The sequence below is a fragment of the Caulobacter sp. GW821-FHT09A05 genome (genome assembly GCF_059418465.1).
In genome coordinates this window covers 95,991-117,909 of record NZ_JBWKPX010000015.1, presented here as the reverse complement: position 1 = coordinate 117,909, position 21,919 = coordinate 95,991, and the positions used below count along the sequence as shown (strand labels likewise).

At 70.4% G+C, this 21,919-nt stretch carries 20 protein-coding genes; 7 read left to right on the top strand and 13 right to left on the bottom strand.

What is annotated here, in order from left to right:
• The first annotated feature begins 25 nt into the window (after nt 1-25).
• The 3 genes from AC07NX_RS15805 (at nt 26) to def (ending at nt 2,358) form a co-directional block, all read left to right on the top strand.
• Complete coding sequence (locus tag AC07NX_RS15805; RefSeq protein WP_494643063.1) at nt 26-1,333, top strand: DNA recombination protein RmuC; 1,308 nt, start codon at nt 26-28, stop codon at nt 1,331-1,333.
• Between the two features lie 9 nt (nt 1,334-1,342).
• On the top strand, nt 1,343-1,618 hold the full coding sequence (locus tag AC07NX_RS15800) for a hypothetical protein (protein WP_494643061.1): 276 nt from the start codon (nt 1,343-1,345) through the stop codon (nt 1,616-1,618).
• Nucleotides 1,619-1,836: 218 nt separating this feature from the next.
• Nucleotides 1,837-2,358, top strand: a complete 522-nt coding sequence (gene def, locus AC07NX_RS15795) for a peptide deformylase (protein WP_494643060.1) — start codon at nt 1,837-1,839, stop codon at nt 2,356-2,358.
• 148 nt (nt 2,359-2,506) lie between these two features.
• Here the strand turns inward: def and AC07NX_RS15790 are convergent, their stop codons facing one another.
• Complete coding sequence (locus AC07NX_RS15790; protein WP_494643058.1) at nt 2,507-2,866, bottom strand: cell surface protein; 360 nt, start codon at nt 2,864-2,866, stop codon at nt 2,507-2,509.
• Between the two features lie 122 nt (nt 2,867-2,988).
• On the opposite strand from AC07NX_RS15790, the gene fmt reads away from it, so the two are divergent.
• Both fmt and truA read left to right on the top strand, forming a co-directional pair.
• A complete protein-coding gene (gene fmt / locus AC07NX_RS15785; protein ID WP_494643056.1) occupies nt 2,989-3,942 on the top strand; it encodes a methionyl-tRNA formyltransferase in 954 nt (317 codons plus the stop codon).
• Nucleotides 3,942-4,691: a tRNA pseudouridine(38-40) synthase TruA gene (gene truA, locus AC07NX_RS15780; protein ID WP_494643055.1), complete on the top strand. Its 750-nt coding sequence runs from the start codon at nt 3,942-3,944 to the stop codon at nt 4,689-4,691. Before fmt ends, truA begins: the two co-directional genes overlap by 1 nt.
• Before the next feature lie 328 nt (nt 4,692-5,019).
• Here truA and AC07NX_RS15775 read toward each other — a convergent pair whose 3' ends face one another.
• Both AC07NX_RS15775 and dapE read right to left on the bottom strand, forming a co-directional pair.
• Nucleotides 5,020-5,940 (bottom strand): glutaminase, encoded by a 921-nt coding sequence (locus AC07NX_RS15775; protein ID WP_494643053.1) that lies wholly within the window; start codon nt 5,938-5,940, stop codon nt 5,020-5,022.
• Between the two features lie 18 nt (nt 5,941-5,958).
• Nucleotides 5,959-7,125, bottom strand: coding sequence for a succinyl-diaminopimelate desuccinylase (gene dapE / locus AC07NX_RS15770; protein WP_494643052.1), 1,167 nt, complete (start codon nt 7,123-7,125; stop codon nt 5,959-5,961).
• Nucleotides 7,126-7,189: 64 nt separating this feature from the next.
• On the opposite strand from dapE, the gene AC07NX_RS15765 reads away from it, so the two are divergent.
• Entirely contained in the window at nt 7,190-7,654 is a 465-nt protein-coding gene (locus tag AC07NX_RS15765) for a cupin domain-containing protein (protein ID WP_494643050.1), read from the top strand.
• 156 nt (nt 7,655-7,810) lie between these two features.
• Here the strand turns inward: AC07NX_RS15765 and AC07NX_RS15760 are convergent, their stop codons facing one another.
• The 10 genes from AC07NX_RS15760 to AC07NX_RS15715 all read right to left on the bottom strand — a co-directional run bounded on the left by AC07NX_RS15760 (nt 7,811) and on the right by AC07NX_RS15715 (nt 20,303).
• Nucleotides 7,811-9,091, bottom strand: a complete 1,281-nt coding sequence (locus AC07NX_RS15760; protein WP_494643049.1) for a leucine-rich repeat-containing protein kinase family protein — start codon at nt 9,089-9,091, stop codon at nt 7,811-7,813.
• A gap of 141 nt (nt 9,092-9,232) precedes the next feature.
• Nucleotides 9,233-10,090, bottom strand: a complete 858-nt coding sequence (dapD, locus tag AC07NX_RS15755; RefSeq protein WP_494643047.1) for a 2,3,4,5-tetrahydropyridine-2,6-dicarboxylate N-succinyltransferase — start codon at nt 10,088-10,090, stop codon at nt 9,233-9,235.
• A 1-nt stretch (nt 10,091) separates the two neighbouring features.
• Nucleotides 10,092-10,751, bottom strand: a complete 660-nt coding sequence (locus tag AC07NX_RS15750; RefSeq protein WP_494643046.1) for a pyrimidine 5'-nucleotidase — start codon at nt 10,749-10,751, stop codon at nt 10,092-10,094.
• Nucleotides 10,752-10,908: 157 nt separating this feature from the next.
• On the bottom strand, nt 10,909-11,823 hold the full coding sequence (gene argB, locus AC07NX_RS15745) for an acetylglutamate kinase (RefSeq protein ID WP_494643044.1): 915 nt from the start codon (nt 11,821-11,823) through the stop codon (nt 10,909-10,911).
• Nucleotides 11,824-12,076: 253 nt separating this feature from the next.
• Entirely contained in the window at nt 12,077-12,364 is a 288-nt protein-coding gene (locus tag AC07NX_RS15740) for a SemiSWEET family sugar transporter (RefSeq protein WP_494643043.1), read from the bottom strand.
• Nucleotides 12,365-12,366: 2 nt separating this feature from the next.
• A complete protein-coding gene (locus tag AC07NX_RS15735; RefSeq protein ID WP_494643042.1) occupies nt 12,367-12,831 on the bottom strand; it encodes a response regulator in 465 nt (154 codons plus the stop codon).
• A gap of 19 nt (nt 12,832-12,850) precedes the next feature.
• Entirely contained in the window at nt 12,851-13,972 is a 1,122-nt protein-coding gene (gene lovK / locus AC07NX_RS15730) for a photosensory histidine protein kinase LovK (protein ID WP_494643040.1), read from the bottom strand.
• 159 nt (nt 13,973-14,131) lie between these two features.
• Complete coding sequence (locus AC07NX_RS15725; protein WP_494643039.1) at nt 14,132-15,184, bottom strand: sulfate ABC transporter substrate-binding protein; 1,053 nt, start codon at nt 15,182-15,184, stop codon at nt 14,132-14,134.
• 133 nt (nt 15,185-15,317) lie between these two features.
• Nucleotides 15,318-16,787 carry an OprO/OprP family phosphate-selective porin gene (locus AC07NX_RS15720; RefSeq protein ID WP_494643038.1) on the bottom strand — a complete coding sequence of 490 codons (1,470 nt, stop codon included), beginning with the start codon at nt 16,785-16,787 and terminating at the stop codon, nt 15,318-15,320.
• A gap of 249 nt (nt 16,788-17,036) precedes the next feature.
• On the bottom strand, nt 17,037-20,303 hold the full coding sequence (locus AC07NX_RS15715) for an autotransporter domain-containing protein (RefSeq protein ID WP_494643037.1): 3,267 nt from the start codon (nt 20,301-20,303) through the stop codon (nt 17,037-17,039).
• Between the two features lie 176 nt (nt 20,304-20,479).
• Here AC07NX_RS15715 and AC07NX_RS15710 point away from each other — a divergent pair, with 176 nt between their 5' ends.
• The gene (locus tag AC07NX_RS15710) at nt 20,480-21,877 is read left to right on the top strand and encodes a sensor histidine kinase (RefSeq protein ID WP_494643035.1); all 1,398 of its coding nucleotides are present in this window, start codon (nt 20,480-20,482) and stop codon (nt 21,875-21,877) included.
• The last annotated feature ends 42 nt before the right edge of the window (nt 21,878-21,919 follow it).

The window sequence follows — 21,919 nt, the reverse complement described above, 5'->3', positions numbered from 1 at the left end:
CCCCGACTCCGGCTAAGAACGGAGCATGAACTTTTCCGATCCGTTCCTGATCCTGATCCTGGCCCTGGTCCTGCTGGTGGTGGCGCTCGCCGCCGCCGCGGTCGCCGTCTGGGCCCTGCGTCGGGCCGCCGCCGCCGAGGCCAAGGCCTGGGACTTGAACGCCCGGCTGGTCCAGGCCGACGAGCGGGCCCGGCTGCTGGAGGACCAGACGGCCACCCAGGGCGAGCTGATCCGCGCCCAGGCCGCCCAGCAGGCGACCATGACCGCCAACACCGTGGCCGAGGCGCTGATCAAGCGCACCGAGGAGAACTTCAAGAGCCGCGAACTGCTCAGCCAGCAGCGGCTGGAGGCCCAGCTCAAGCCCGTGGCCGAGACCCTGGCCAAGTTCGAGGCCCAGGTCACCGCCGTCGAGAAGGCCCGCGCCGAGGAGACCGGCGGGCTGAAGGCCCAGATCGCCGCCCTGATGGAGGCCTCGACCGCCACCCAGTTCGAGGCCCGCAAGCTGTCGGCCGCCCTGCGGCGCGGGGCCGGCGTCCAGGGCCGCTGGGGCGAGCAGACCCTGCGCAACGTGCTCGAGGCCGCGGGCCTCAACACCCGCTTCGACTTCGAGGAGCAGTTCAGCGTCGACAGCGACGAGGGCCGCCGCCGCCCCGACGTCAAGGTCAAGATGCCGGGCGGCGGGGTGTTCGTGATCGACGCCAAGTGCTCGCTGAACGCCTTCCTCGAGGCCCAGGAGGCGACCGAGGAGCACCTGCGGGAAAGCGCCCTGGCCCGCCACGCCGCCAGCGTCCGCGCCCACATGCAGGGTCTGTCGGCCAAGGCCTACTGGGACCAGTTCGCCAGCGAGGGCTCGCCCGACTTCGTGGCCATGTTCGTGCCCGGCGACGGCTTCCTGGCCGCGGCCCTGGACCGCCTGCCCGACCTGATGACCGAGGCCATGGACCGCCGGGTGCTGCTGGTCACGCCGACCACCCTGTTCGCCCTGTGCAAGGCCGTCGCCTACGGCTGGCGGGCCGAGGACCAGGCCAAGAACGCCGCCGCCATCGTCGCCGTGGGCCGCGAGCTCTACAAGCGCATCGCCGTGATGGGGGCCCACGCCGGCTCGGTGGGCAAGGCGCTGGAGGCGGCGGTCGGTCGCTACAACCAGTTCGTCGGCTCGCTGGAAAGCCAGGTCCTGACCCAGGCCCGCCGCTTCGAGGACCTGTCGGTCGACCACGAGGGCAAGGAGATCGCCGAGCTGACGCCGGTCGAGAACGCCGTGCGGCCGCTGGTCAAGCTGGCGGGGGAGGTTCCGGTGGACGCTCCGGTTGCTAGGCTGCAGGCCAAGCCCTAGCTTGGCTGTATGATCTTTCTCGCTTGCGCCGGCGCCATCATCGCGTCGCTCTACATGCTCGTCACCCAGGGCTTCACAGTGCTCAGCGCCAAGCGCACGGGCGTGCTGGTCAGCAAGTCCTATGGCAAGGCCAAGGTCGAGCGCGCGGTCGACGCCGAGCGGTTCGACAAGCTGCTGGCCGGCCGGATCAAGGCCCTGGGCATGCCGGCCCTGATCCTGGTCAGCGCGCTGTGCGTTCTGGGTTGGCAGGTCTTCGCCATGATCGTGACCGCACCGGCGGCCTAGGACCAATCGACATTCAACGCCGTGCGTGGTCCTCGTCCTTCGACAAGCTCAGGATGAGGACCATTTATAGAGCCGGGCAGTAGAAAACCTCATCCTGAGCTTGTCGAAGGACGAGGTTTTCGGGCCGGGGAGATGAATGTCGATCCGCCCTAGGCGGCCGCACCGCGTCCCTCCGTCGCCTTGACGCTGAACGGCGCGAACCTTACGTGACTGTCGTTATGGCCATCCGTCGCATCCTCACCGTCGATAACGCCGCCGACCTGGCGATCCTCAAGCAGGTCTCCAAGGACGTGCCCGCCGTCGACGACGCCCTGCGCGCCCTGATGGACGACATGCTGGAGACCATGTACGACGCCCCCGGCATCGGCCTGGCGGCCGTGCAGGTCGGCGAGCTGGTCAATGTGATCGTCATGGACCTGGCCCGCGAGGGCGAGGAACCGGCGCCCCGCTACTTCGTCAATCCGAAGATCACCTGGGAATCCGAGGAGCTGTTCTCGTACGAGGAAGGCTGCCTGTCGGTGCCCGAGGTCTACGACGCCGTCGAGCGTCCGGCCCGCGTCAGGATCAGCTACCTGAACTACCAGGGCGAGCCGGTCGAGGAAGAGGCCCACGACCTGTTCGCGGTCTGCATCCAGCACGAGATGGACCACCTCAAGGGCGTGCTGTTCATCGACCACCTGTCGCGCCTGAAGCGCGACCGGGCGATCAGCAAGGTCAAGAAGGCCCGCCGGGCGGCGTGACCGCCAAGCTCCGCTCATCCCGGCGAATGCCGGGACCCAGATGGAATGGCTGTGAGGCGGGTTCCATGGGCGCGACGCTGATCCCGTCAGGTTCAACGCCATAGGATCTGGGTCCCGGCATTCGCCGGGATGAGCGGATATATATGTCCTACCGCGTCGCCTCGTGGACTTCCTTCTTGGCGTCCGAGCCGGCCTTCTTGGCGTCGGCGTTGAGGTCGGCCGCCGCTTCCTTGGTTTCCTGGCCGGCCTTGGCGCCGACCTCCTGGGCCTTGTCGACCGCCTCGCCGGCCGCGACCTTGGCGTCGGCGGCGGCCTCCTGCGTGCTTTCCTTCAGCGCCGTGCCGGCCTGCTTGACGTCGGGATCGTTCTTGATGTCGGTGGCGGCCTGCTTGATCTCGGAACCGGCGGCCTTGGCGCCTTCCTTGATCTGGGTGGCGTGCTCGTCGGAGCAGGCCGCCAGCGACAGGGCGGACAGGCCGGCGACGGCGAACAGGGCGATGGAGCGCATGGCGTTTCCTCCTGGAAAGGGTCGCCCATAGAACGGCGCTCTACGGTCGAGGTTCCGACTCTACGGCGCCCCTCTCTCTGGCCAGCCTTCCTAAGAACCGCCCGGCCGTCTAAAGGTCCGCCATGCGCCTCGCCTTCCTTGGAACCCCCGAATTCTCCGTCGCCTGCCTGGCCGAACTGGTCGCCGCCGGCCACGAGATCGCCTGCGTCTATTCCCAGCCGCCCGCCCCGCGCGGCCGAGGCCAGGACCTCAAGCCGTCTCCCGTCCACGCCTTCGCCGAAAGCCTGGGCCTGCCGGTGCGTACGCCCGCGTCGATGAAGACGGCGGAAGAGATCGAGGCCTTCCGCGCGCTCGACCTCGACGCCGCCGTGGTCGTGGCTTTCGGCCAGATCCTGGTCCGCGACGTGCTGGAGGCCCCGCGCCTGGGCTGCTTCAACCTGCACGCCAGCCTGCTGCCGCGCTGGCGGGGCGCCGCGCCGATCCAGCGGGCGATCATGGCCGGCGACGCGGTGACCGGCGTCCAGGTGATGCGGATGAGCGAGGGCCTGGACGAGGGGCCGGTGCTGATGGGCGAGCAGGTGCGGATCGACGCCCTGGAGACCGCCGGGACCCTGCACGACAAGCTGGCCGCCGTCGGCGCGCGGCTGCTGCCCATCGCCCTGGGCGCCATCGAGCGCGGCGCGGCCCGCGAGGTCCCGCAGGCCGAGGACGGCGTGACCTACGCCCGGAAGATCAAGGCCGCCGAGGCCCGCATCGACTGGACCCGGCCGGCCGCCGAGGTCGACCGCCACATCCGCGGCCTGTCGCCGTTTCCCGGGGCCTGGTTCGAGGCCCCGTCGGACAAGGGCCCGGTGCGCGTGAAGGCCCTGCTGTCGCGCGTCGAGGATGGCGCTTCTATCGAAGAAGGGGGCCGGCCCGGCGCCGTCCTGGACGACGCCCTGCTGATCGCCTGCGGCGCCCATGGAGAGGGGGGCGCCGTTCGCCTGCTCAAGGCCCAGCGCGAGGGCAAGGGCGCCCAGGACGCCGAGGTCTTCGTGCGCGGCTTTCCGCTGGCGGCCGGGACGGTCCTGGCCTGATGCCCCGCTACCGCCTGACGATCGAATATGACGGCCGGCCCTATAACGGCTTCCAGGCCCAAGCTTCGCAGCCGTCGGTGCAGGCCGCGATCGAGGCGGCGGTCAAGGCGTTCAGCGGCCAGGCGATCCGCATCGCCGCCGCCGGCCGCACCGACACCGGCGTCCACGCCACGGGCCAGGTGGTGCAGGTCGACCTCGAGCGCGACTGGCCGGCGCGGACGGTGATGAACGCCCTCAACGCCCACCTGACGCGCGAGGCGGTCAGCGTGCTGGATTGCGCGGTCGCGCCGGAGGGCTGGCACGCCCGCTTCTCGGCCAACGAGCGGCGCTACCTCTACCGCATCCTCAACCGCCCCGCCCCGCCGGCCCTGGACAAGGGCAAGGTCTGGCACATGAAGAAGGCCATGGACGCCGAGGCCATGCACGCCGCCGCCCAGACCCTGGTCGGCCTGCACGACTTCACCACCTTCCGCGACATGGCCTGCCAGTCGAAGTCGCCGGTCAAGACGCTGGACGTGGCGCGGGTGTCGCGGGTCGGCGACGAGGTCCACCTGGTGTTCGAGGCCCGCTCGTTCCTGCACCGCCAGGTGCGGTCGATGACCGGCACCCTGGCCGAGGTCGGGGTCGGCCGGTGGACCGCCCAGGACGTGCGCGACGCCTTGGAGGCCAGGGACCGCACGGCCTGCGGCCCGGTGGCGCCGTCCGACGGGCTCTACCTGACGGGGGTCGGGTACGAGGGCGAGGGGTAGGGGGCGTCTCACTGTTGTCATCCCGGAAAGCGCGCAGCGCTTGTCCGGGATCCAGGGGAACCGCACCGCATCAGCCCAGTCCCCTGGGTCCCGGACAGCCCCTGCGGGGCTTCCGGGATGACAACGGTTTGCGCCTACGCCTTCCTCCCCCACTCGGCGCGCGCTGTCTGGATCTGGCCGATCGCCAGGGCCAGCATGAAGGCGGCGAAGGCGAGGACCACGAGGGTCAGGAAAGGGGTCATGGAAGCTCTCCGTTGCTGGAACGGCGAAGCTTCGCGCGGTCGAGGACGGGCGGCCTTGATCTGACTCAAGGCGCGCAGGACGCGCCCTACAGCACCGAACAGTTCGTCAGCTGGCTGAAGCGCTCCAGGGCCACGGTCCCGACCACCGAGGTGCCGAACCGGTCCAGCTCCGGCGACCATACCGCGATGGCCGCCTTGCCCGGCACGATGGCCACGATCCCGCCGCCGACCCCGCTCTTGGCCGGCAGGCCGACGCGGTAGGCGAAGCTGCCGACGCTGTCATAGATGCCGCAGGTCAGCAGCAGGGCGTTCAGGCGCCGGGTCAGGCGCTCGGGAAAGATCGTTTCCTCGACGACCGGCGAGAAGCCGCCGGCCGCCAGGGGCAGCATGGCCCGGGCCAGCTGGCGGCAGCTCATGGTCAGGGCGCACTGGCGGCAATAGGCGGCGACCACCGCCTCGGGATCGTGGCGGATCGTGCCCTTGCCGCGCATCAGGTTGGCGATGGCCCGGTTCTGCCAGGCGTGGGCCAGTTCCGAGGCCGCCACCGCCTCGTCGATCTCGACCTTCTCGCCGGCCAGGAAGCCGGCGAAGCCGCGCACCAGGGCCGGCGGGTCCTTGAATACGTCCATCAGCTGGTCGCAGATCGCCAGGGCCCCGGCGTTGATGAAGGGATTGCGCGGCACGCCCTCTTCCGCCTCCAGCTGGGAGAGGTGGTTGAACGGCGTGCCCGACGGCTCCTTGCCGACCCGGGTCCAGACCTCGTCGCCGAACCGGTTCAGGGCCAGGCCCAGGGAGAAGATCTTGGTGATGCTCTGGACCGAGAAGCCCTCGTCGGCGTCGCCGATCACCGCCTCCTCGCCCGAGACCAGCCGCACGGCCATGCCGAACTTGGTCGGCGGCACGCAGGCCAGCTGCGGGATGTAGTCGGCGGGCCGGCCCTTGCCGAAGTGCGGCTTCACCAGCACGGCCACCTCGGCCAGGACGTCGGCGATCGAGAGTTCGTCCATCGGCCGCTCCCCCCGAGGCTAGGCCGCGAAGGCCGCGAAATAGCGGCCGATCAGGGCCTGGTAGATGTTGGCCAGGTCGCGGACCTCCTGCACCGGCACGCGCTCGTCGACCGCGTGCATGGTGGCCCCGACCAGGCCGAACTCGACCACCGGGCACAGGCTGCGGATGAACCGGGCGTCGCTGGTGCCGCCGGTGGTGGACAGCTCGGGCACGCGGCCGGTGGCGTCGCCCACGGCCCCGACGATCACGTCGGTGAAGGCGCCCGGCTCGGTCAGGAAGGCCTCGCCGCTGATCTTGCACAGCGCCTCGACCCGGCCGGAAAAGCCCTCGGCGGCCTCGCGGCACTCGTGCTCGATCCAGGCGGCCAGGTCCTTGCCCTTGTGGGCCGGGTTGAAGCGGATGTTGATCCGGGCCTTGGCGCTGGCGGGGATGACGTTGGTGGCGGTGTTGCCGACGTCGACCGTGGTCACCTCCAGGTTCGAGGGCTGGAAGCCGGTATAGCCCTCGTCCAGCACCCGGCTCTGCAGGCGCGACAGGATGTCGACCATCACCGGGATCGGGTTGGCGGCGCGGTGCGGATAGGCCACGTGGCCCTGGCGGCCGTCGACGGCGATCCAGGCGTTGATGCTGCCGCGCCGGCCGATCTTGACCATGTCGCCCAGCAGGTTGGCGCTGGTCGGCTCGCCGACGATGCAGTGGTCGATGACCTCGCCCTCGGCGGCCAGGGCCTGGACCACCTTGACGGTGCCGTCCTCGGCCACGCCCTCCTCGTCGCCGGTGATCAGGAAGCTGAGCGAGCCGGGCAGGTCGCGCGGCAGGTTCGAGACGGCGGCGACGAAGGCGGCGATGGCGCTCTTCATGTCGACCGCGCCGCGGCCGTAGAGCACGCCGTCCTGGATCTCGGCCTCGAACGGCCCTTGCGTCCAGGCGTCGCCGTCGCCGACCGGCACCACGTCGGTGTGACCGGCGAAGCAGAGGTTGGGGCGGGCGGCGCCGCGCCGGGCGTAGAGGTTCTCGATCTCGCCGAACCTCATGCGGCGGCACGTGAAACCCAAGGCTTCCAGCTGGCGTTGAAGCACGTCCATCGCCCCCTCGTCGGCCGGGGTCACGGACGGACGGCGGATCAGGGCCTGGGCCAGGGCGACGGGGTCGATGCTGACGGTATCGGGAGCGGGGCTGGTCATCATCCTGCCTTTAGGCTTCCCTCCGACGGGACGCAAACCACGCACGCTTCTTCCACGGATTCCCATGCCCAAGATCGACATCGACACGGCGCCCACCCGCTTCGGCACGGCCTATCCGCCGCCGTTCGACGCGCCCTGCCTGGGCCGCAAGCGCTGGGCCCTGGGCGACGCGGCCGGGCTTGACCAGTTCGGCGTCAACCTGATGCGCCTGCCGCCGGGCCAGTGGAGCAGCCAGCGCCACTGGCACTCGGCCGAGGACGAGTTCGTCTGGGTGGTCGAGGGCGAGGTGGTGCTGGTCGACGACGGCGGCGAGACGGTCCTGCGGGCCGGCGACTGCGCGGGCTTCAAGGCCGGGGTCGCCAACGGCCATCACCTGGAGAACCGCTCGAACCGCGAGGCGGTGCTGCTGGAGATGGGCTCGCGCCGCCTGGACCAGGACGCCTGCACCTATCCGGACATCGACATGGTGGCGCGGGCGGGCGAGGATTTCTACCGGCGCCGCGACGGGACGCCGTATCCGCGAGGCTAGGACTGGTGTGTCGTTAGCCCCTCTCCGTTGTCATCCCGGAAAGCGCGCAGCGCTTGTCCGGGACCCAGGTGAACCGCACCGCTTCTGCCCAGTCCCCTGGGTCCCGGACAGCCTCTGCGAGGCTTCCGGGATGACAACGGTTTGGGGTGCGCGGATCTAGGCCAGGGCTTCCACGGCTTCAGCCAGATCCGGCCGTTCGGCGGGGACGGGACTTTCGCAGGCGCGCCGCAGGGCCTGGATCGCGTCCGGGACGTCGCCCTCGCAATGTTCCAGCAACTCGCCCAGCAGCCGGCCCCAGGCCAGGACGTCCAGCCGTTCCAGCCGATCCCCAGGGCCGCCGGGCAGGAACGAGGCCCCGCCCAGGTCGCTGAGCACGGCCTGGCCGGTCGCGCCGTCCCACAGGGTGTTGTGGGCGTAGAGGTCGCCGTGCGACAGGCCCCGGGCGTGCAGGTGGGCCGCGCCGGTCGCCACGTCGCGGGCGATGCGCAGCGCGACGTCCAGGTCGAGGCGCAAGGTCGGGTCGTAGATGTCGCGGCTGCAGCTTTCCAGGCTGGGCGGCCCGGCCAGCACCCGCCAGTCCGGCGGCAGCAGGGCCATCAGCAGGCCCTGGGCGTCGTCGGGGTGGTCGACCAGCCGGCCCAGGGCGCCGGTCAGGTTCGGATGCTCGCCGGCGGCCAGGCAGGCGGCCATCTCGCGCTCGGGCAGGCCGTCGCTGGTCATGGCGCCCTTGAACAGCTTCAGGGCCACGGGACGGGTCCGGGCGCCGTCGATCCAGTCGGCCGCCTGGACCTGGCCCGAGGCGCCCTCGCCCAGCCGACGGCCCGGCCGCAGGGCCGACCAGGCGACCGTCCGGCCCGGGGGCGGGGCGCCGTGGTCGAACGGATTGCCGGCCCAGGCCAGCCAGGCCAGGCTCGGCGCCTCGGCCAGCCAGCCGGGCAGGGCGTCCAAGCGGTTGGCCGACAGCCGCAGCAGCTCCAGCCGCGCGTGGCCGGCCAGGCTGCGCGGCAGGGCCTGCAGGCGATTGCCCGACAGCATCAGCTTCTGGAGCGCGGGTCGCTCGCCCAGGGCGTCGGGCAGGGCTTCGAGGGCGTTGTCGGTCAGGGTCAGCCAGCGGAGCGCCGGCGGCAGGGCCTCGGCCGGGATCTCGCGCAGGCCGCAGCCGCGAAAGCCGACCTGGCTCAGCGCCGTGCAGTCGCCCAGGGCGGGCGGCAGGCGCTGGAAGGGATTGCCCGAGCAGAACAGCACCCGCAGCTTCGTCAGCCGGCCCAGGTCGTCGGGCAGGGCGGTCAGGGCGTTGCCGCCGAGGTCCAGCACCTCAAGCGTGTCCGCCAGGGCGAAGATCTCGCGCGGGAATTCGGTCAGGCCCTCGCGCAGGGTGAGCCGCCGGGCGCCGGCCAGGTCGCCGTCGCGCAGGGCGTTCAGGGTCTGGCCGGGCATCTCTTTATCCTTGGCGTCGGGGTGAAGGCCCCCTCAGTCGGCTTCGCCGACAGCTCCCCCAGAGGGGCAGCATCTGGCGCGACGTAGCTCCTCCCCCTCTGGGGGAGGTGGCCCGAAGGGCCGGAGGGGGCCCCGCGCGACCTAGTCGCGCAGCAGATCGTTGATCGAGGTCTTGGACCGGGTCTTGGCGTCGACGGTCTTGACGATTACGGCGCAGGCCAGGCTGGGGCCGCCCTTGGGGTCGGGCAGGCTGCCGGGCACGACGACGCTGTAGGGCGGCACCTTGCCGATGTGGACCGCTCCGGTGGCGCGGTCGACGATCTTGGTCGAGGCGCTGATGAACACGCCCATCGACAGCACCGAGCCCTCGCCGACCACCACGCCTTCGACCACTTCCGAGCGGGCGCCGATGAAGCAGTCGTCCTCGATGATGGTCGGATTGGCCTGCAGGGGCTCCAGCACGCCGCCGATGCCGACGCCGCCCGACAGGTGGACGCGCTTGCCGATCTGGGCGCACGAGCCGACCGTCACCCAGGTGTCGACCATGGTGCTGTCGTCCACATAGGCGCCGATGTTCACGAACGACGGCATCAGGATGACGTTCTTGCCGACATAGGCGCCGCGGCGGACGATCGAACCGGGCACGGCGCGGAAGCCGGCGGCCTCGAACTGCGGGGCGTCCCAGCCGTCGAACTTGTTGGGGACCTTGTCCCACCACGGGCCCACCGCCCCGCCCAGGGTCCCGGCGTGCATCACCCGGTTGGGGTTGAGGCGGAACGACAGCAGCACGGCCTTCTTCAGCCACTGGTGGGTGGTCCATTCGCCGTCGATCTTCTCGGACACCCGCACCTTGCCGGCGTCGATCATCAGCAGGGTCTCCTCGACCGCCGTGCGCAGCGGGCCGGTAGTGGCGGTGGAGACGCCGTCGCGGGCCTCCCAGGCGGCTTCGACTTCGGTCCGCAGGTCGGCGAGGGTCAGGCCAGGGTCTTGGGCGGTCATGTCAGGCTTCCTTCAGGCGCGCCGAGGTCAGGAACCCGGCGAGGTCGTGCGTGCGGTGATGGACGAAATCGGCGGTCGAGGCGGCCGCGTGGGCGCCGACCAGGACGGTGGTCATGCCCAGCAGGGCGGCGGGGGCGAGGTTCTTCTCGCTGTCCTCGAAGAAGGCGGTGGCCGGCGGGGCGAAGGCGTGGCGGGCCACCACCTTCTCGAAGGTCGCCATGGCCGGCTTGGGCAGGTAGTCGGCCGTCTCGATGGCGAAGACGTCCTCCATCAGGTGGGCCAGTCCCAGGTGGTTCAGCACCCGGTCGGCGTGGCCCAGCGAGCCGTTGGTGAACACCAGCCGGCGGCCGGGCAGGGCCTCGATCGCCGCCCGCAGCGCCGGGTCGGGCGTCAGGCAGTCCATCGAGACGTCGTGCACCTCGTCCAGGAACGCCTTGGGCTCGACGCCGTGATGGGCCATCAGCCCGGCCAGGGTGGTGCCGTGCTCGGTGTAGTAGCGCTTCTGGATGGCCCGGGCCTCTTCGCGGGGCAGGCCGGTCGCCTTCTCCATGAAGTCGGTCATCTTGCCCTCGATCAGGGCCATGAACTCGCATTCGGCCGGATAGAGGGTGTTGTCGAGATCAAAGAGCCAGGTCTCGACGTGGGAGAGGTCGGCGGTCATGCGACCCTCTCCCAGAGGGAGGGTGAGGGGTTAAGGCGTCGGCCGGCGTGCCGGCGGGGCGTCGTGAGAAAACGGCGAGGTCCTACCCCCTCACCCTCCCACGCTTCGCGCGGGCCCCGCCCTCTCCCCATGGGAGAGGGTGCTTTCCGGCAAAGGCTCATTTCGAGATCAGCGTGCCCGCGCCGTGCTCGCTGAACAGTTCGACCAGCATGGCGTGGGGACGGCGGCCGTCCAGGATGACCACGGCCTCGACGCCCGATTCCACGGCGTGGATGGCGTTCTCCAGCTTGGGGATCATGCCGCCACTGGCCACGCCGCTCTCGATCAGGCCGCGGGCCTCGGCGATCGTCATCTGGCGGATCAGCTGGCCCTCGCCGTCCAGCACGCCGGCGATGTCGGTCAGCATCAGCATCCGCTTGGCCTTCAAGGCGCCCGCCAGGGCGCCGGCCACGGTGTCGGCGTTGATGTTGAAGGTCTGGCCGGCCTCCGACACGCCGATCGGGGCGATGACCGGGATGTAGTCGGTTTCCGAGCTCAGCAGGGCCTGGATGATGTGGGGGTCGATCTTGGTCGGCTCGCCCACGAAGCCAAGGTCGACGGCCTGCTCGATATTGCTGTCGGGATCCTTGCGGGTGCGGGTCACCTTCTCGGCGGTGATCATCCGGGCGTCCTTGCCCGACAGGCCCACGCCGCGCACGTCGGCCTCGGCCCCGGCCAGGGTGATCCAGTTGGCGATTTCCTTGTTGATGGCGCCCGACAGCACCATCTCGGCCACTTCCATCGTCGCCTCGTCGGTGACGCGCAGGCCGTCGACGAAGGTCGACTTGACGCCGGCCTTGTCGAGCATGCGGCTGATCTGCGGCCCGCCACCGTGCACCACCACGGGATGGACGCCCAGCAGCTTGAGCAGCACGGCGTCGGCCGCGAACACCTTGGCGACCTCCTCCTGGCCCATGGCGTGGCCGCCGTATTTGATCACCACCGTCTCGCGGTCGTAGATCTGGATGTAGGGCAGGGCTTCGGCCAGGGTCTTGGCGGTGGCCCAGCCCGCTTCCTCGGCGACGTCGGTCAAGGCGGCGGTCCTGTAAGGCGAAAGGCGCGCCTCGATAGCGGACGTGGGGACCCCTGTCACGCGTCGCCTGAAGTTTTGCAGGGGACCGCGCCGCCGCCCGGGATTTCCCATCGCCCCCGATCGTTGTCATCCCGGAAGCCTCGCAGAGGCTGTCCGGGACCCAGGGGACTGGGCCCATGCCTTGCGGTTCATCTGGATCCCGGACAAACGCTACGCGCTTTCCGGGATGACAACTCAGGGGGATCGGGGCGGCTCAGTCGCCCCGCCGGTCGAACCGCCACTTCAGCGCCAGCACCGCGCCCGACATCAGCAGGCAGGCGGTGTTGGAGGCGATCACCGGCCAGGCCTTGATCAGCACGCCGTAGGCGATCCAGCAGGAAAAGCCGGTGACGGTCACGACATAGGTGCGCAGCGACACCGAGGCGGCGTCCTTCTCGCGCCAGATCTTGACGATCTGCGGGGCGAAGCTGGTGATCGACAGCAGGGCGGCGGCCGTGCCGACGGCCGAGACGACCAGGGGAGCCGCCAGCGCAGCGCCCATGCCTAGACGGCGCGGGGCTGGGCGTTGAGGCCCCAGCGCTCGGCATAGGCCGGCGACAGTTCCAGGCCGAGCGGCGGCGGGCCGGGCGCCAGGCCCTCGCGCAGGCAGACCGTCAGATAGGTCAGGGCGGTCTTCACGCCGTATTCCGAATAGGGCTTGCCGATCACCCCGCAGGCGCCGGCGAAGTCGTCGGGCAGCCGCTTGACGTTGGCGGTCATGAACAGGGCCACGCCGCCGCAGTCGTTCTGGATGGTGCGCGCCACGTCCACGCCCGTGGGACCGTCGCGCAGGTGGACGTCGACCAGGGCCAGGTCGGGATGCAGGTCGCAGGCCAGGGCCACCGCCTCGTCCGAGCTCATGGCCAAGCCGACCGAATGGAAGCCGACTTCCTCGACCAGGAACTCCAGCTCGGTGGCCAGCAGGACCTCGTCCTCCACGATCAGAACGTCGAGCGGACGCTCGCTCATCACCAGACCCAACCCTTCCTCAATGATGACCGCCGTTGATCGGCAGGTGCACCACGACCCGCGTTCCGGGGTCGGCGGGCAGGGTCTCCGACCGCGCCTTGAGCTGCTGGCACAGCAGCTGGACGATGGTCAGTCCGAATCCGCCCGACGATGCGGAACTCCCAAGTCCAACGCCGTCATCGGTGATTTCGATCCGGAATTCGTCCTCCCCGCGAGTGATGCCGACGAAGATCTCGCCGTTGCGGCCGGCCATGGCCTCCGGCGGGAAGGCGTGGCGCAGGGCGTTGGAGAACAGCTCGCTGATGACCAGGGCCAGGGGCGCGGCCTTGGAGGCGGCGATGTCGACGCGCTCCAGGTCCAGGCGGACCTTGATGTCGTCGCGCCGCGCTGTCCCCACCATGTCGCCGACCAGGTCGCGCACGAAGGCCGAGACGTCGAAGCGCTCGACGTCGTCGCTCTGGAACAGGCGGCGGTGGACGGTGGCGATGGCGCTGACCCGCTCCAGCATGCCCCGCAGGCTGTTCTTCACCGCCGGGTCGGTGACGCGGCGGTTCTGCAGCAGCAGCAGGGACGAGATGAGCTGGAGGTTGTTCTTGACCCGGTGGTCCACCTCGTGGAGCAGGGCGGTCTTCTGCTGCAGGGCCTGGGTCAGGTCGGCGGTGCGGGCCTCGACGGCGGCCTCCAGCCGGTCGCGGGCGTCGCCCAGCTCGAACTCGACGCGCTTCTTGTCGCTGACGTTCAGCTGCGACCCGAAGAAGTAGTCGATCCGGCCGCTCTCGCCGCGCACGGGCGACAGGTTCAGGGCGTTCCAGAAGGTGGCGCCGTCCTTGCGGTAGTTGAGGATGTCGATCGTCACATCCTCGCCGTTGGCGACGGCGCGGCGGAGGGTCGCGACCGCGGCCGGATCGGTGCCGGGCCCCTGCAGGAAGCGGCAGTTGCGGCCGATGACCTCGTCGCGGTGGTAGCCGGTCAGGGCCAGGAAGGCGTCGTTGGCGAAGATGATCGGATTGTCGGGCTGGTGGGCGTCGGTGACGATCATCGCCATGCGGGCGGCGCGGATCGCCGCGGCGAACGGGTCGCCGACGCCATGCTCGGCGGCCAGCTCCTCCGCCGCGCGTTCCGACCGCAAGATGTCCGTCATTTCGTGAGACGCCCCCGACTTCCCGGTACAACCATGGCTCCCCAGAACGCGAGCCGGGATGTCGGGTTCCAGACATGCGAGCAAAACGCACAACGGCGGAAACGCCAACCGTTTCCGCCGCCATGGCCGTCAGGACGGGATGGAGGGAGCCGATCGGCCCTATTTGGGCCGGTAGATCCGGTCGAAGACGCCGCCGTCGGCGAAGTGGGTAGCCTGGGCCTTCTTCCAGCCGCCGAAGGTGTCGTCGATGGTCACCAGCGGGATCGCCTTGAACCGCGAGGCGTACTTGGCCGCGGCCGCGGCGTTGCGCGGACGATAGTAGTTCTTGCCGATCAGGTCCTGGGCGATGGGGCTGTAGAGGAAGTTCAGATAGCCCTGGGCCGCCACGCGGGTCTTGTGGCGGTCGACGTTCCTGTCGACCAGGGCGACCGGCGGCTCGGCCAGGATCGACAGCGACGGATAGACGATGTCGAACTTGCCCGGTAGTTCCTCCTGCGCCAGGTAGGCCTCGTTCTCCCACGACAGCAGCACGTCGCCCAGGCCGCGCTGGGTGAAGCTGGTCGTCGCGCCGCGGGCCCCAGTGTCCAGCACCGGCACGTGCTTGAACAGTTCGGTGACATAGGCCTCGGCCTTGGCCGGGTTGCCGCCCGGCTGCTTCAGGGCCCAGGCCCAGGCGGCCAGGTAGTTCCAGCGCGCCCCGCCCGAGGTCTTGGGGTTGGGGGTGATCACGTCGATGCCCGGCTTGATCAGGTCGCCCCAGTCCTTGATCTTCCAGGGATTGCCCTTGCGGACCAGGAACACGATCGTCGAGGTGTAGGGCGTGGAGTTCTGCGGCAGGCGCGACTGCCAGTTGGCCGGCAGCAGCTTGGCCTTGGCGGCGATCTCGTCGATGTCGTAGGCCAGGGCCAGGGTGACGACGTCGGCCTGCAGGCCGTCGATCACCGAGCGGGCCTGCTTGCCCGAGCCGCCGTGGCTCTGGTTGATGGTCAGGGTCTGGCCGACCTTGTCCTTCCAGTACTTGGCGTAGGCGGCGTTGATGTCCTTGTAGAGCTCGCGGGTCGGGTCGTAGCTGACGTTCAGCAGGGTCAGCGGCTTGTCGCCCTGGGCCTGGGCCGAGCCGGCCAGGGCGGCGGGAACCGCCAGGGCGGCGGCGCCGGCGGCGCCCGAGCCCAGGAGGCCGCGTCGCGTGGGGGTCTTGAGATCTTGGGTCATGGCGATGTCGCTCGCTTGAGAAGGTGGATCTTGAATACTCGCGACCAGCCTGGCCCTGGCTGGCGACGCCGCTTGGGCGTCGGTCCGCGTCCCTCCCGCCCGCGAAGGGAGAGGTACGCGGCTTCGCCCGATCTTAGAACGCGTACTGGCTGCGCAGGTTGACGGCCTTGTAGCTCTGGCCGATCTGGACGCCCGAGGCGTCGCGACGGTCGACGTCGACGTCCAGATAGTCCAGCGAGAACTTGGTCACCGAGTTGGGGAACCAGTTCAGGCCGACGGTGGCGATCTCCTGCACGCCGCCGCGCACCCGGTCGGCCGCCACGGTCGCGTATTCGTGGTGGTTGAGGTCCAGCACCGAATAGCGGGCCGCCAGCTCCCAGGCGCCCCACTTGCCGGCCTTGGGGTCGAACGGGTTGTCGATGGCCGGAGCGTCGAAGGCGAAGTTGGCGGCGTTGTACCGGCGCTGCTCGCCGGTCAGCACCCAGCCGCCCTCGACGTACCAGCCCGAGAACTTCGGGTCGGTGACGTTGGCGGCGCGGTTGCGGCGGTCCAGCGCGATGTCGAAATACTCGCCCTGGATCAGCAGGTTCTTCTTCTGGGCGGCCAGTTCGAAGCCGTAGTGGCGGGCGCCCGACGAGTCGATGGCGCCGGAGCTGACCAGGCGCGTGCCGTCGGTGCGCAGCTCGGGACGGTCCTCCACGGTGATCGGGTAGGGGCCGGCCACGGTCGTCTGGGCGGGCTGGGCGATCCGGCTGGCGTTGACGCCGACATGGGTCAGCCAGTCATAGCCCTTGAACGGCACGAAGGCGACGCGGCCGACATAGCCCAGCTGCTCGTCGAAGGTGGCGCCGTCGCCGGCCTTGGCCCCGGTCACCGCGCCCGAGATCAGCCAGCGCTCGCCCACGGCCTGGGCCTGCAGCGAGATGCGGCGGTCGGCGCCGGCCAGGCCGCGCGCGGCCTCGGAGCCGGCGGGGCGCTCGGGGAACAGCGAGCCGTTGGTGGAGGCGGCGTCCTCCAGGCCCAGGTTCGGCGCGAAGGCCCCGACCTTCACCTTGAAGGGCGCGTAGTTGTACTGCAGGTACAGCTCCTGCAGCTGGCCGGCGCCGTCGGTGCCCGAGCCGCCGAAGTCCAGCAGCACGCCGTAGTCGAAGTTCTTGAACGCCCTGCCGTCGACGCCCAGGCGGGCGCGGCGGAAGTTGGTGCCGCTGTTCAGGTCGCGGCCGGTGGTCGTGGCCGGCAGGCCGCTGTCCTGGTTGTACCAGGTGGCGTCCAGCTGCATCACCGCGTGGATGTTGGCGCTGAAGGCCCCGTCGCCCGAGGCGATGGTCGGCTTGCCGCCGGCGATGCTGACGGTGGTCTGGGCCTGGGCGGTGCGCACGTCCTTCAGGCTGGCGGCGGTCGCGGCCTTCAGGTCGGCGATCTGGCTGGACAGGGCCTGGAGCTGGGCTTCCAGCGCCTCGATGCGGGCCTGCTGCTGCTCGGCCGTCTGGGCCGCCCCCGAGGCGCTCTGGGCGTGGGCCGCGCCGGTCATGGCGATCAGCGAGGCGCCGGCGATCAGCCCCGCGCGCAAGGCGGCCCGGGTGGCGCTGTGGATCTTGGTCATGGTTTTCCCCTTTCGACGCCTTGGCCGGCGTCGCCGTTAGCGAGACAAAAGACGATTATTCCTACGTGTTAAATAGAGATATGAGCGGAAGGCTTAGAGTTTTCCTTCAGGCTCCTTTTTCGGACCCGCGGGTCCGCACGCAGGCGGGCGGTTGGATTCAAAACGAAACAGGCCCGCGCCGAAGCGCGGGCCTATTGATCAGTGTGCGTACCAGTTGGCCGAAAGTCGATGAGACTTGCGGTCGCGGTTTTAGAACATCGCCCGGCCGGTGAGCTTGAGGTTGTAGCGCTTCTGCTTCTTGGCCGCCTCGGCGTTGGCCTCCAGCGCCAGGTAGGACATCGGCGTGCCGGCCCGCAGGGCGAAGCCCAGGGTCACCGCGCCGTCCTTGTCGTCGGCGGCCGCCAGGGTGAAGGGCGCGCCGCCGCCGGTGAACTGGGCCACGGTGTCGCCGATCTCGCCCGCCAGCAGCTGGCGATAGCCGACCCGCACTTCCGGACGCCACCACACGTCGCGGCCGTAGTCGGCGCCCAGCACCACCCCGACGTCGCCGGTCAGGCTGCTGGACTTGCGCTTGTGGACGATCTGGTCGAAGCCGTCGCCGCCGCCCGATTCCTTGCGCTGGCCCTCGCTCAGATGGAGGTAGTCGAGATAGGCCTCGGGGCGGACGAAGTAGCGGCCGGCGAACTTGGCCTCGTAGGCCGTGCCGGCGAAGGCGTTGAAGGTGTAGCCGTTCCACTTGGCGCTGTTCTTGCGCTGGACGTCGGCCACGCCGTCGCCGTTCAGGTCGCCGGAATTGAACGTCCGGTCGCCGTCGTACCAGCCGTAGCCGCCGCCGCCGCCGATGTTCATGCGCCAGCCGCCGATCGACCGGCGCCAGTAGGCGCCCAGCTGGACGAAGTTGCCGGTGGTCTGCTCGCCGACCTTGGCGGCGATGTCGTGTTCCTCGACGCTGACATAGGCCAGGGTCAGGCCCAGGGCCCCGCCGGCGTCGCCCATCGCCTCGTAGCCGCCCACGAAGCCGAAGGCCTGGGTGTCGGAACCCATGGTGTCGTCGGTGTCGCGCCGCACCAGGGTGTTGATCTCCTGGACCCACAGGCTGTCGGGCCCGTAGCGGTCGCCCGGATCGGGGCGGAAGGCGGTGGCGGTGGAGATCGCGTGGGTGACGTTCTGCAGGGCCGCGAAGAAGCCTTCGCCCTGGTCGGGCATCATCTGGTCGTAGAGGCCCAGCAGGCCGTCCTTGGTCGTCTGGCTCAGGAAGGCGGTGGAGATGTCCTTGTCCTTGCCCAGGGCCGCGAAGGTGGCGTCATAGGCCGAGGCCTGGGCCGTGTTCATGCCGATCTCGCCGGCCGTGCGGCGACGGACGTCCAGATAGACGTTGTTGGTGTCGGTGCGGCTGGAGGCGACATAGAGGTAGGGCGTGCCGCCCAGCAGGTCCTGGTTGATCGTCCCGGCCGTCAGCGAGCCGGCGGTGATCACCGTGTAGCTGGTGGGCGCGGTCAGCAGGCTGGTCAGGCGCAGGCCGATCTGGGCGCCCGAGGCGATGTTGGCCGCGCCCGAGACCACCAGGCGGGTGTTGGCCCCCGCGCCGTTGTTGGCGCTGGGATCGGCGGTGAACACCATCTTGCTGTCGGCGCCCAGGGTCAGGCTGGTGGCGTTGATGGTCTCGGCGTTGGTCAGGCCCAGCGAGCCCTTGCCGACATTGATCGCCAGCTGGCCGTCCGAATCGCGCAGGGCGCCCAGCACCACCGCGCCTCCGCCGACGTTCAGGGTGTCGGCGCCGGCCCCGAACGACATGTCGCCCACCACGTTCCCGGCCTGGACGTCGAAGGTGTCCGCGCCCGAGCCGAAGCGGATGGCGCCGACGATCGTCGGGGTGATGGTGGTCGAGGTCGAGGTCGCCGTGGTGACGGTGTCGGTGCTGGGGAAGGTGGTGGTGACGGTGGTGGAGACCGGCGCCGCCTGGGTCAGGGTCACGCCGCCGCTCGAGGCGCTCAGGTCCAGGGCGACCGCCGTGCCGGTAGCCTTGGCCGTCGAGGTGGTGGTGCCGTCCTTCTTGGCGGTGGGGGCGGCGACCTGGGCGGTGATCGTGCCGCTGTTGGTGATCGTCTTCAACGTGCCGGACGTGTCGAGCACGGCGATGGCGTCGCCCGTCTCGCCGCTGCGGATCGCCGAGATGCTGCCGCTGTTGGTGAGGTTGGCCAGGTTGGCGCCGGCGTTGACCACCAGGCCGCGGGCGTCGCCCGTCACGCCCGATCCGGCGTAGGAGGCGCTGACCGCGCTGATCCCGCCGCGGTTCCACAGCGAGGGGACCGCCGCGCCGGCCGTCAGGTTGATCGCGGTGGCGTTGGCTTCGCGGGCGCTGGCGTTGACGGTGCTGTCGAAGCGGGCGCCGCCGACCAGGGTGGTGGTCTGGCCGGTCTGGCCGCCGATCTGCACGCCGGTCGCCGCGATCTTGTCATAGACGCCGTTGGCCACGATGGCGCCCTTGGCCAGCAGGCCGTAGGCGTTGTCGGCCGCGCCCACGGCGCCGACGGTGACGGCGCGGGTGTCCGACCCGATCAGCAGGGCGGGGGCGCCGCCGGAGACGCTGATCGATCCCGTGCCCGTCGTCGAGGACGAGATCGTGGTCGTGGTCGTCGTCGTGCCGTTGATGGCGGTGGACGAGGTCGGTCCGTTCAGCAGCACGCCGCCGGTGACGTCGCCGGCGACCCGCACCGCCGGCCCGCCCTGCAGCAGGTCGTCGGCGTCGAGCTTGTCGATCGCGGTCTCGGCCGGCCGGGTGGTGTAGCGGTAGCCGGTCGCCGAGACCGCGCCCTGGATGGCGAAGGCCCCGGTGACGTCGCCGTCCAGGGCCACGCCGACCGCGTTCTGGCCCAGCACCGAAACCGAGCCGTTCTGGGTGACCTTGCCGGTGACCGGGCCGGCGACGTGGACGCCGTAGGCGTTGTCGCCGGTGACGGTGATCGAGCCGGCGGTCGTCAGGTTGCCGACCAGGCCGCTTTCCAGCGAGATGCCGGCCGAATTGTTGCCCTCGATGGCGATCGAGCCGGTCGAGCCCTGGACGATGTCGCCGGTGAACACGCCGGGGCCGACCAGGCGGATCCCGTAGCGGTTGGCGCCCTTGGCGAACGCGCCGTCGGTGTCGCCGTCGCTGTCGGTGTCGGTCGGGGTGTAGTCCTCGGTCAGGCCGATGACGGCGTTGTTGGTCACCGAACCCGTCGTGCCGCCCTGGATCAGGACGCCGGTCGAGTTGTCGACGCCGACCGTGGTCAGGCCGTTGCCGCCCAGGGTGACCTTGTTGTTGCTGTTCAGGGTGACCAGCGGGCCGGCCGTGGTCAGGGTGATCCCGCCGCCGGTGTCGACCTTCACGTCGTCGGCGGCGCCGGCGGACGTCGCGGTCGCGGTGGCGATCGGCGTCGTGCGGGCCGTGTTGATGACCGTCTCAGCATAAGCGCCGAACGCCATGGCGAGGAGAGGAGCGGTTGCGACTGTCGCGACCAGGACCTTGCGCTGCATTCCGAACGACACCTTAGAGATAATCCCAGACCCCAGATTGCGGCACGTTGCGGCGAAATTGCGGTGCTTTCCGACAACGTCGCGCCACGAGGCGTTTGACGGTCTATCGCAAGCGTTCCCGGGGCGCCATATCTGGTTCGCCGAATCCTCCCCTCGCTAAAAATCGAGACTGCCGCATGCCGATGGCCTCGCCGTCTTCGTCAGCCCGTTCCGACGGAGCCGCCAGCACGCCCCTGGCCGTATGGGGCGCCGTCCTGGCCGGGCCGGCCGCCCTGCTGGCGCTGGCGGCGACGGGCGGGGCGAACGTCGCGGCGGCGGTTCCGCTGGCCCTGTTCAGCGGCGTCGCCAGCTATGGGCTGGCCCGCCGGACGCTGAACCGCCCCGCCGACCCGGCCGTCCCGGCCCCGGTCCCGGCCGCCCAGGACCAGCCGCCGCCCTTCGGCCTGATTCTCGAGACCCTGCCCGATCCGCTGATGGTCATCGCCGCCGAGGAGGCCGACGACCTGACCGGCCGGCGGTTCGTGTTCGCCAACGCCGCGGCGCGCGAGCTGTTCAAGCTGCAGCCGCGCGGCGGGCTGCTGGTCTCGGCCCTGCGCAGCCCGCAGGTGCTGGAGGCGGTGGACGAAAGCCTGTTCGGCGGCGTGCGCCGCTCGGTCGACTATGTCGGCGGCGGGGCCCAGGGGCGCGAATGGGCGGCGCACTGCGCGCCGCTGGGCGTCGACGAGCGCGGATCGCGCCTGGCCCTGCTGGTGCTCAGCGACGAGACCGACGCCCGCCGCAGCGAGCGGACCCGGGCCGACTTCCTGGCCAACGCCAGCCACGAGCTGCGCACGCCCCTGGCCTCACTGTCGGGCTTCATCGAGACCCTGCGCGGCCACGCCAAGGACGACGTCGGCGCGCGCGACAAGTTCCTGGGCATCATGCAGGCCCAGGCCGAGCGGATGGCGCGGCTGATCGACGACCTGATGAGCCTGTCGCGAATCGAGCTCAACGAGCACATCGCCCCGCTGGGCCAGGTCGACCTGGCCATGGCCACGATCGACGTCCTGGACGCCCTGACGCCCCAGACCAAGGAAAAGGCCGTCACCTTCGATCCGGTCCTGCCGCCGCGCGGCGCGGCCGTGGTCGAGGGCGACCGCGACCAGATCGTCCAGGTGATCCAGAACCTGGTCGACAACGCCATCAAGTACACCCCGCGCGACGGGGTCGTGCGGGTGGAGGTCTTCTCGGGCCTGACCGCCGACATGGCCGCCGCCCCGCGCGATCCGGGCGCGGCGCGCATGTCGCTGCTGACCCCCGACCACGCGGTCGACGAGCGCTACGCCAGCCTGCGGGTCAGCGACCGGGGGCCGGGCCTGGCCCGCGAGCACCTGCCGCGCCTGACCGAGCGGTTCTACCGGGTCGAGGGCCAGAAGAGCGGCGAACGCTCGGGCACCGGCCTGGGCCTGGCCATCGTCAAGCACATCATGAACCGCCACCGCGGCGGCATGACCGTCGAGAGCGTGCAGGGCGAGGGCGCGGCGTTCGGGGTCTATTTCCCGATGGCGCGCGGGGCGGGCGCGGCCGGCCAGTAGGGCCTGGAGCCGTTCAAGGGCGGCGGCGGGAATTTCCGACGC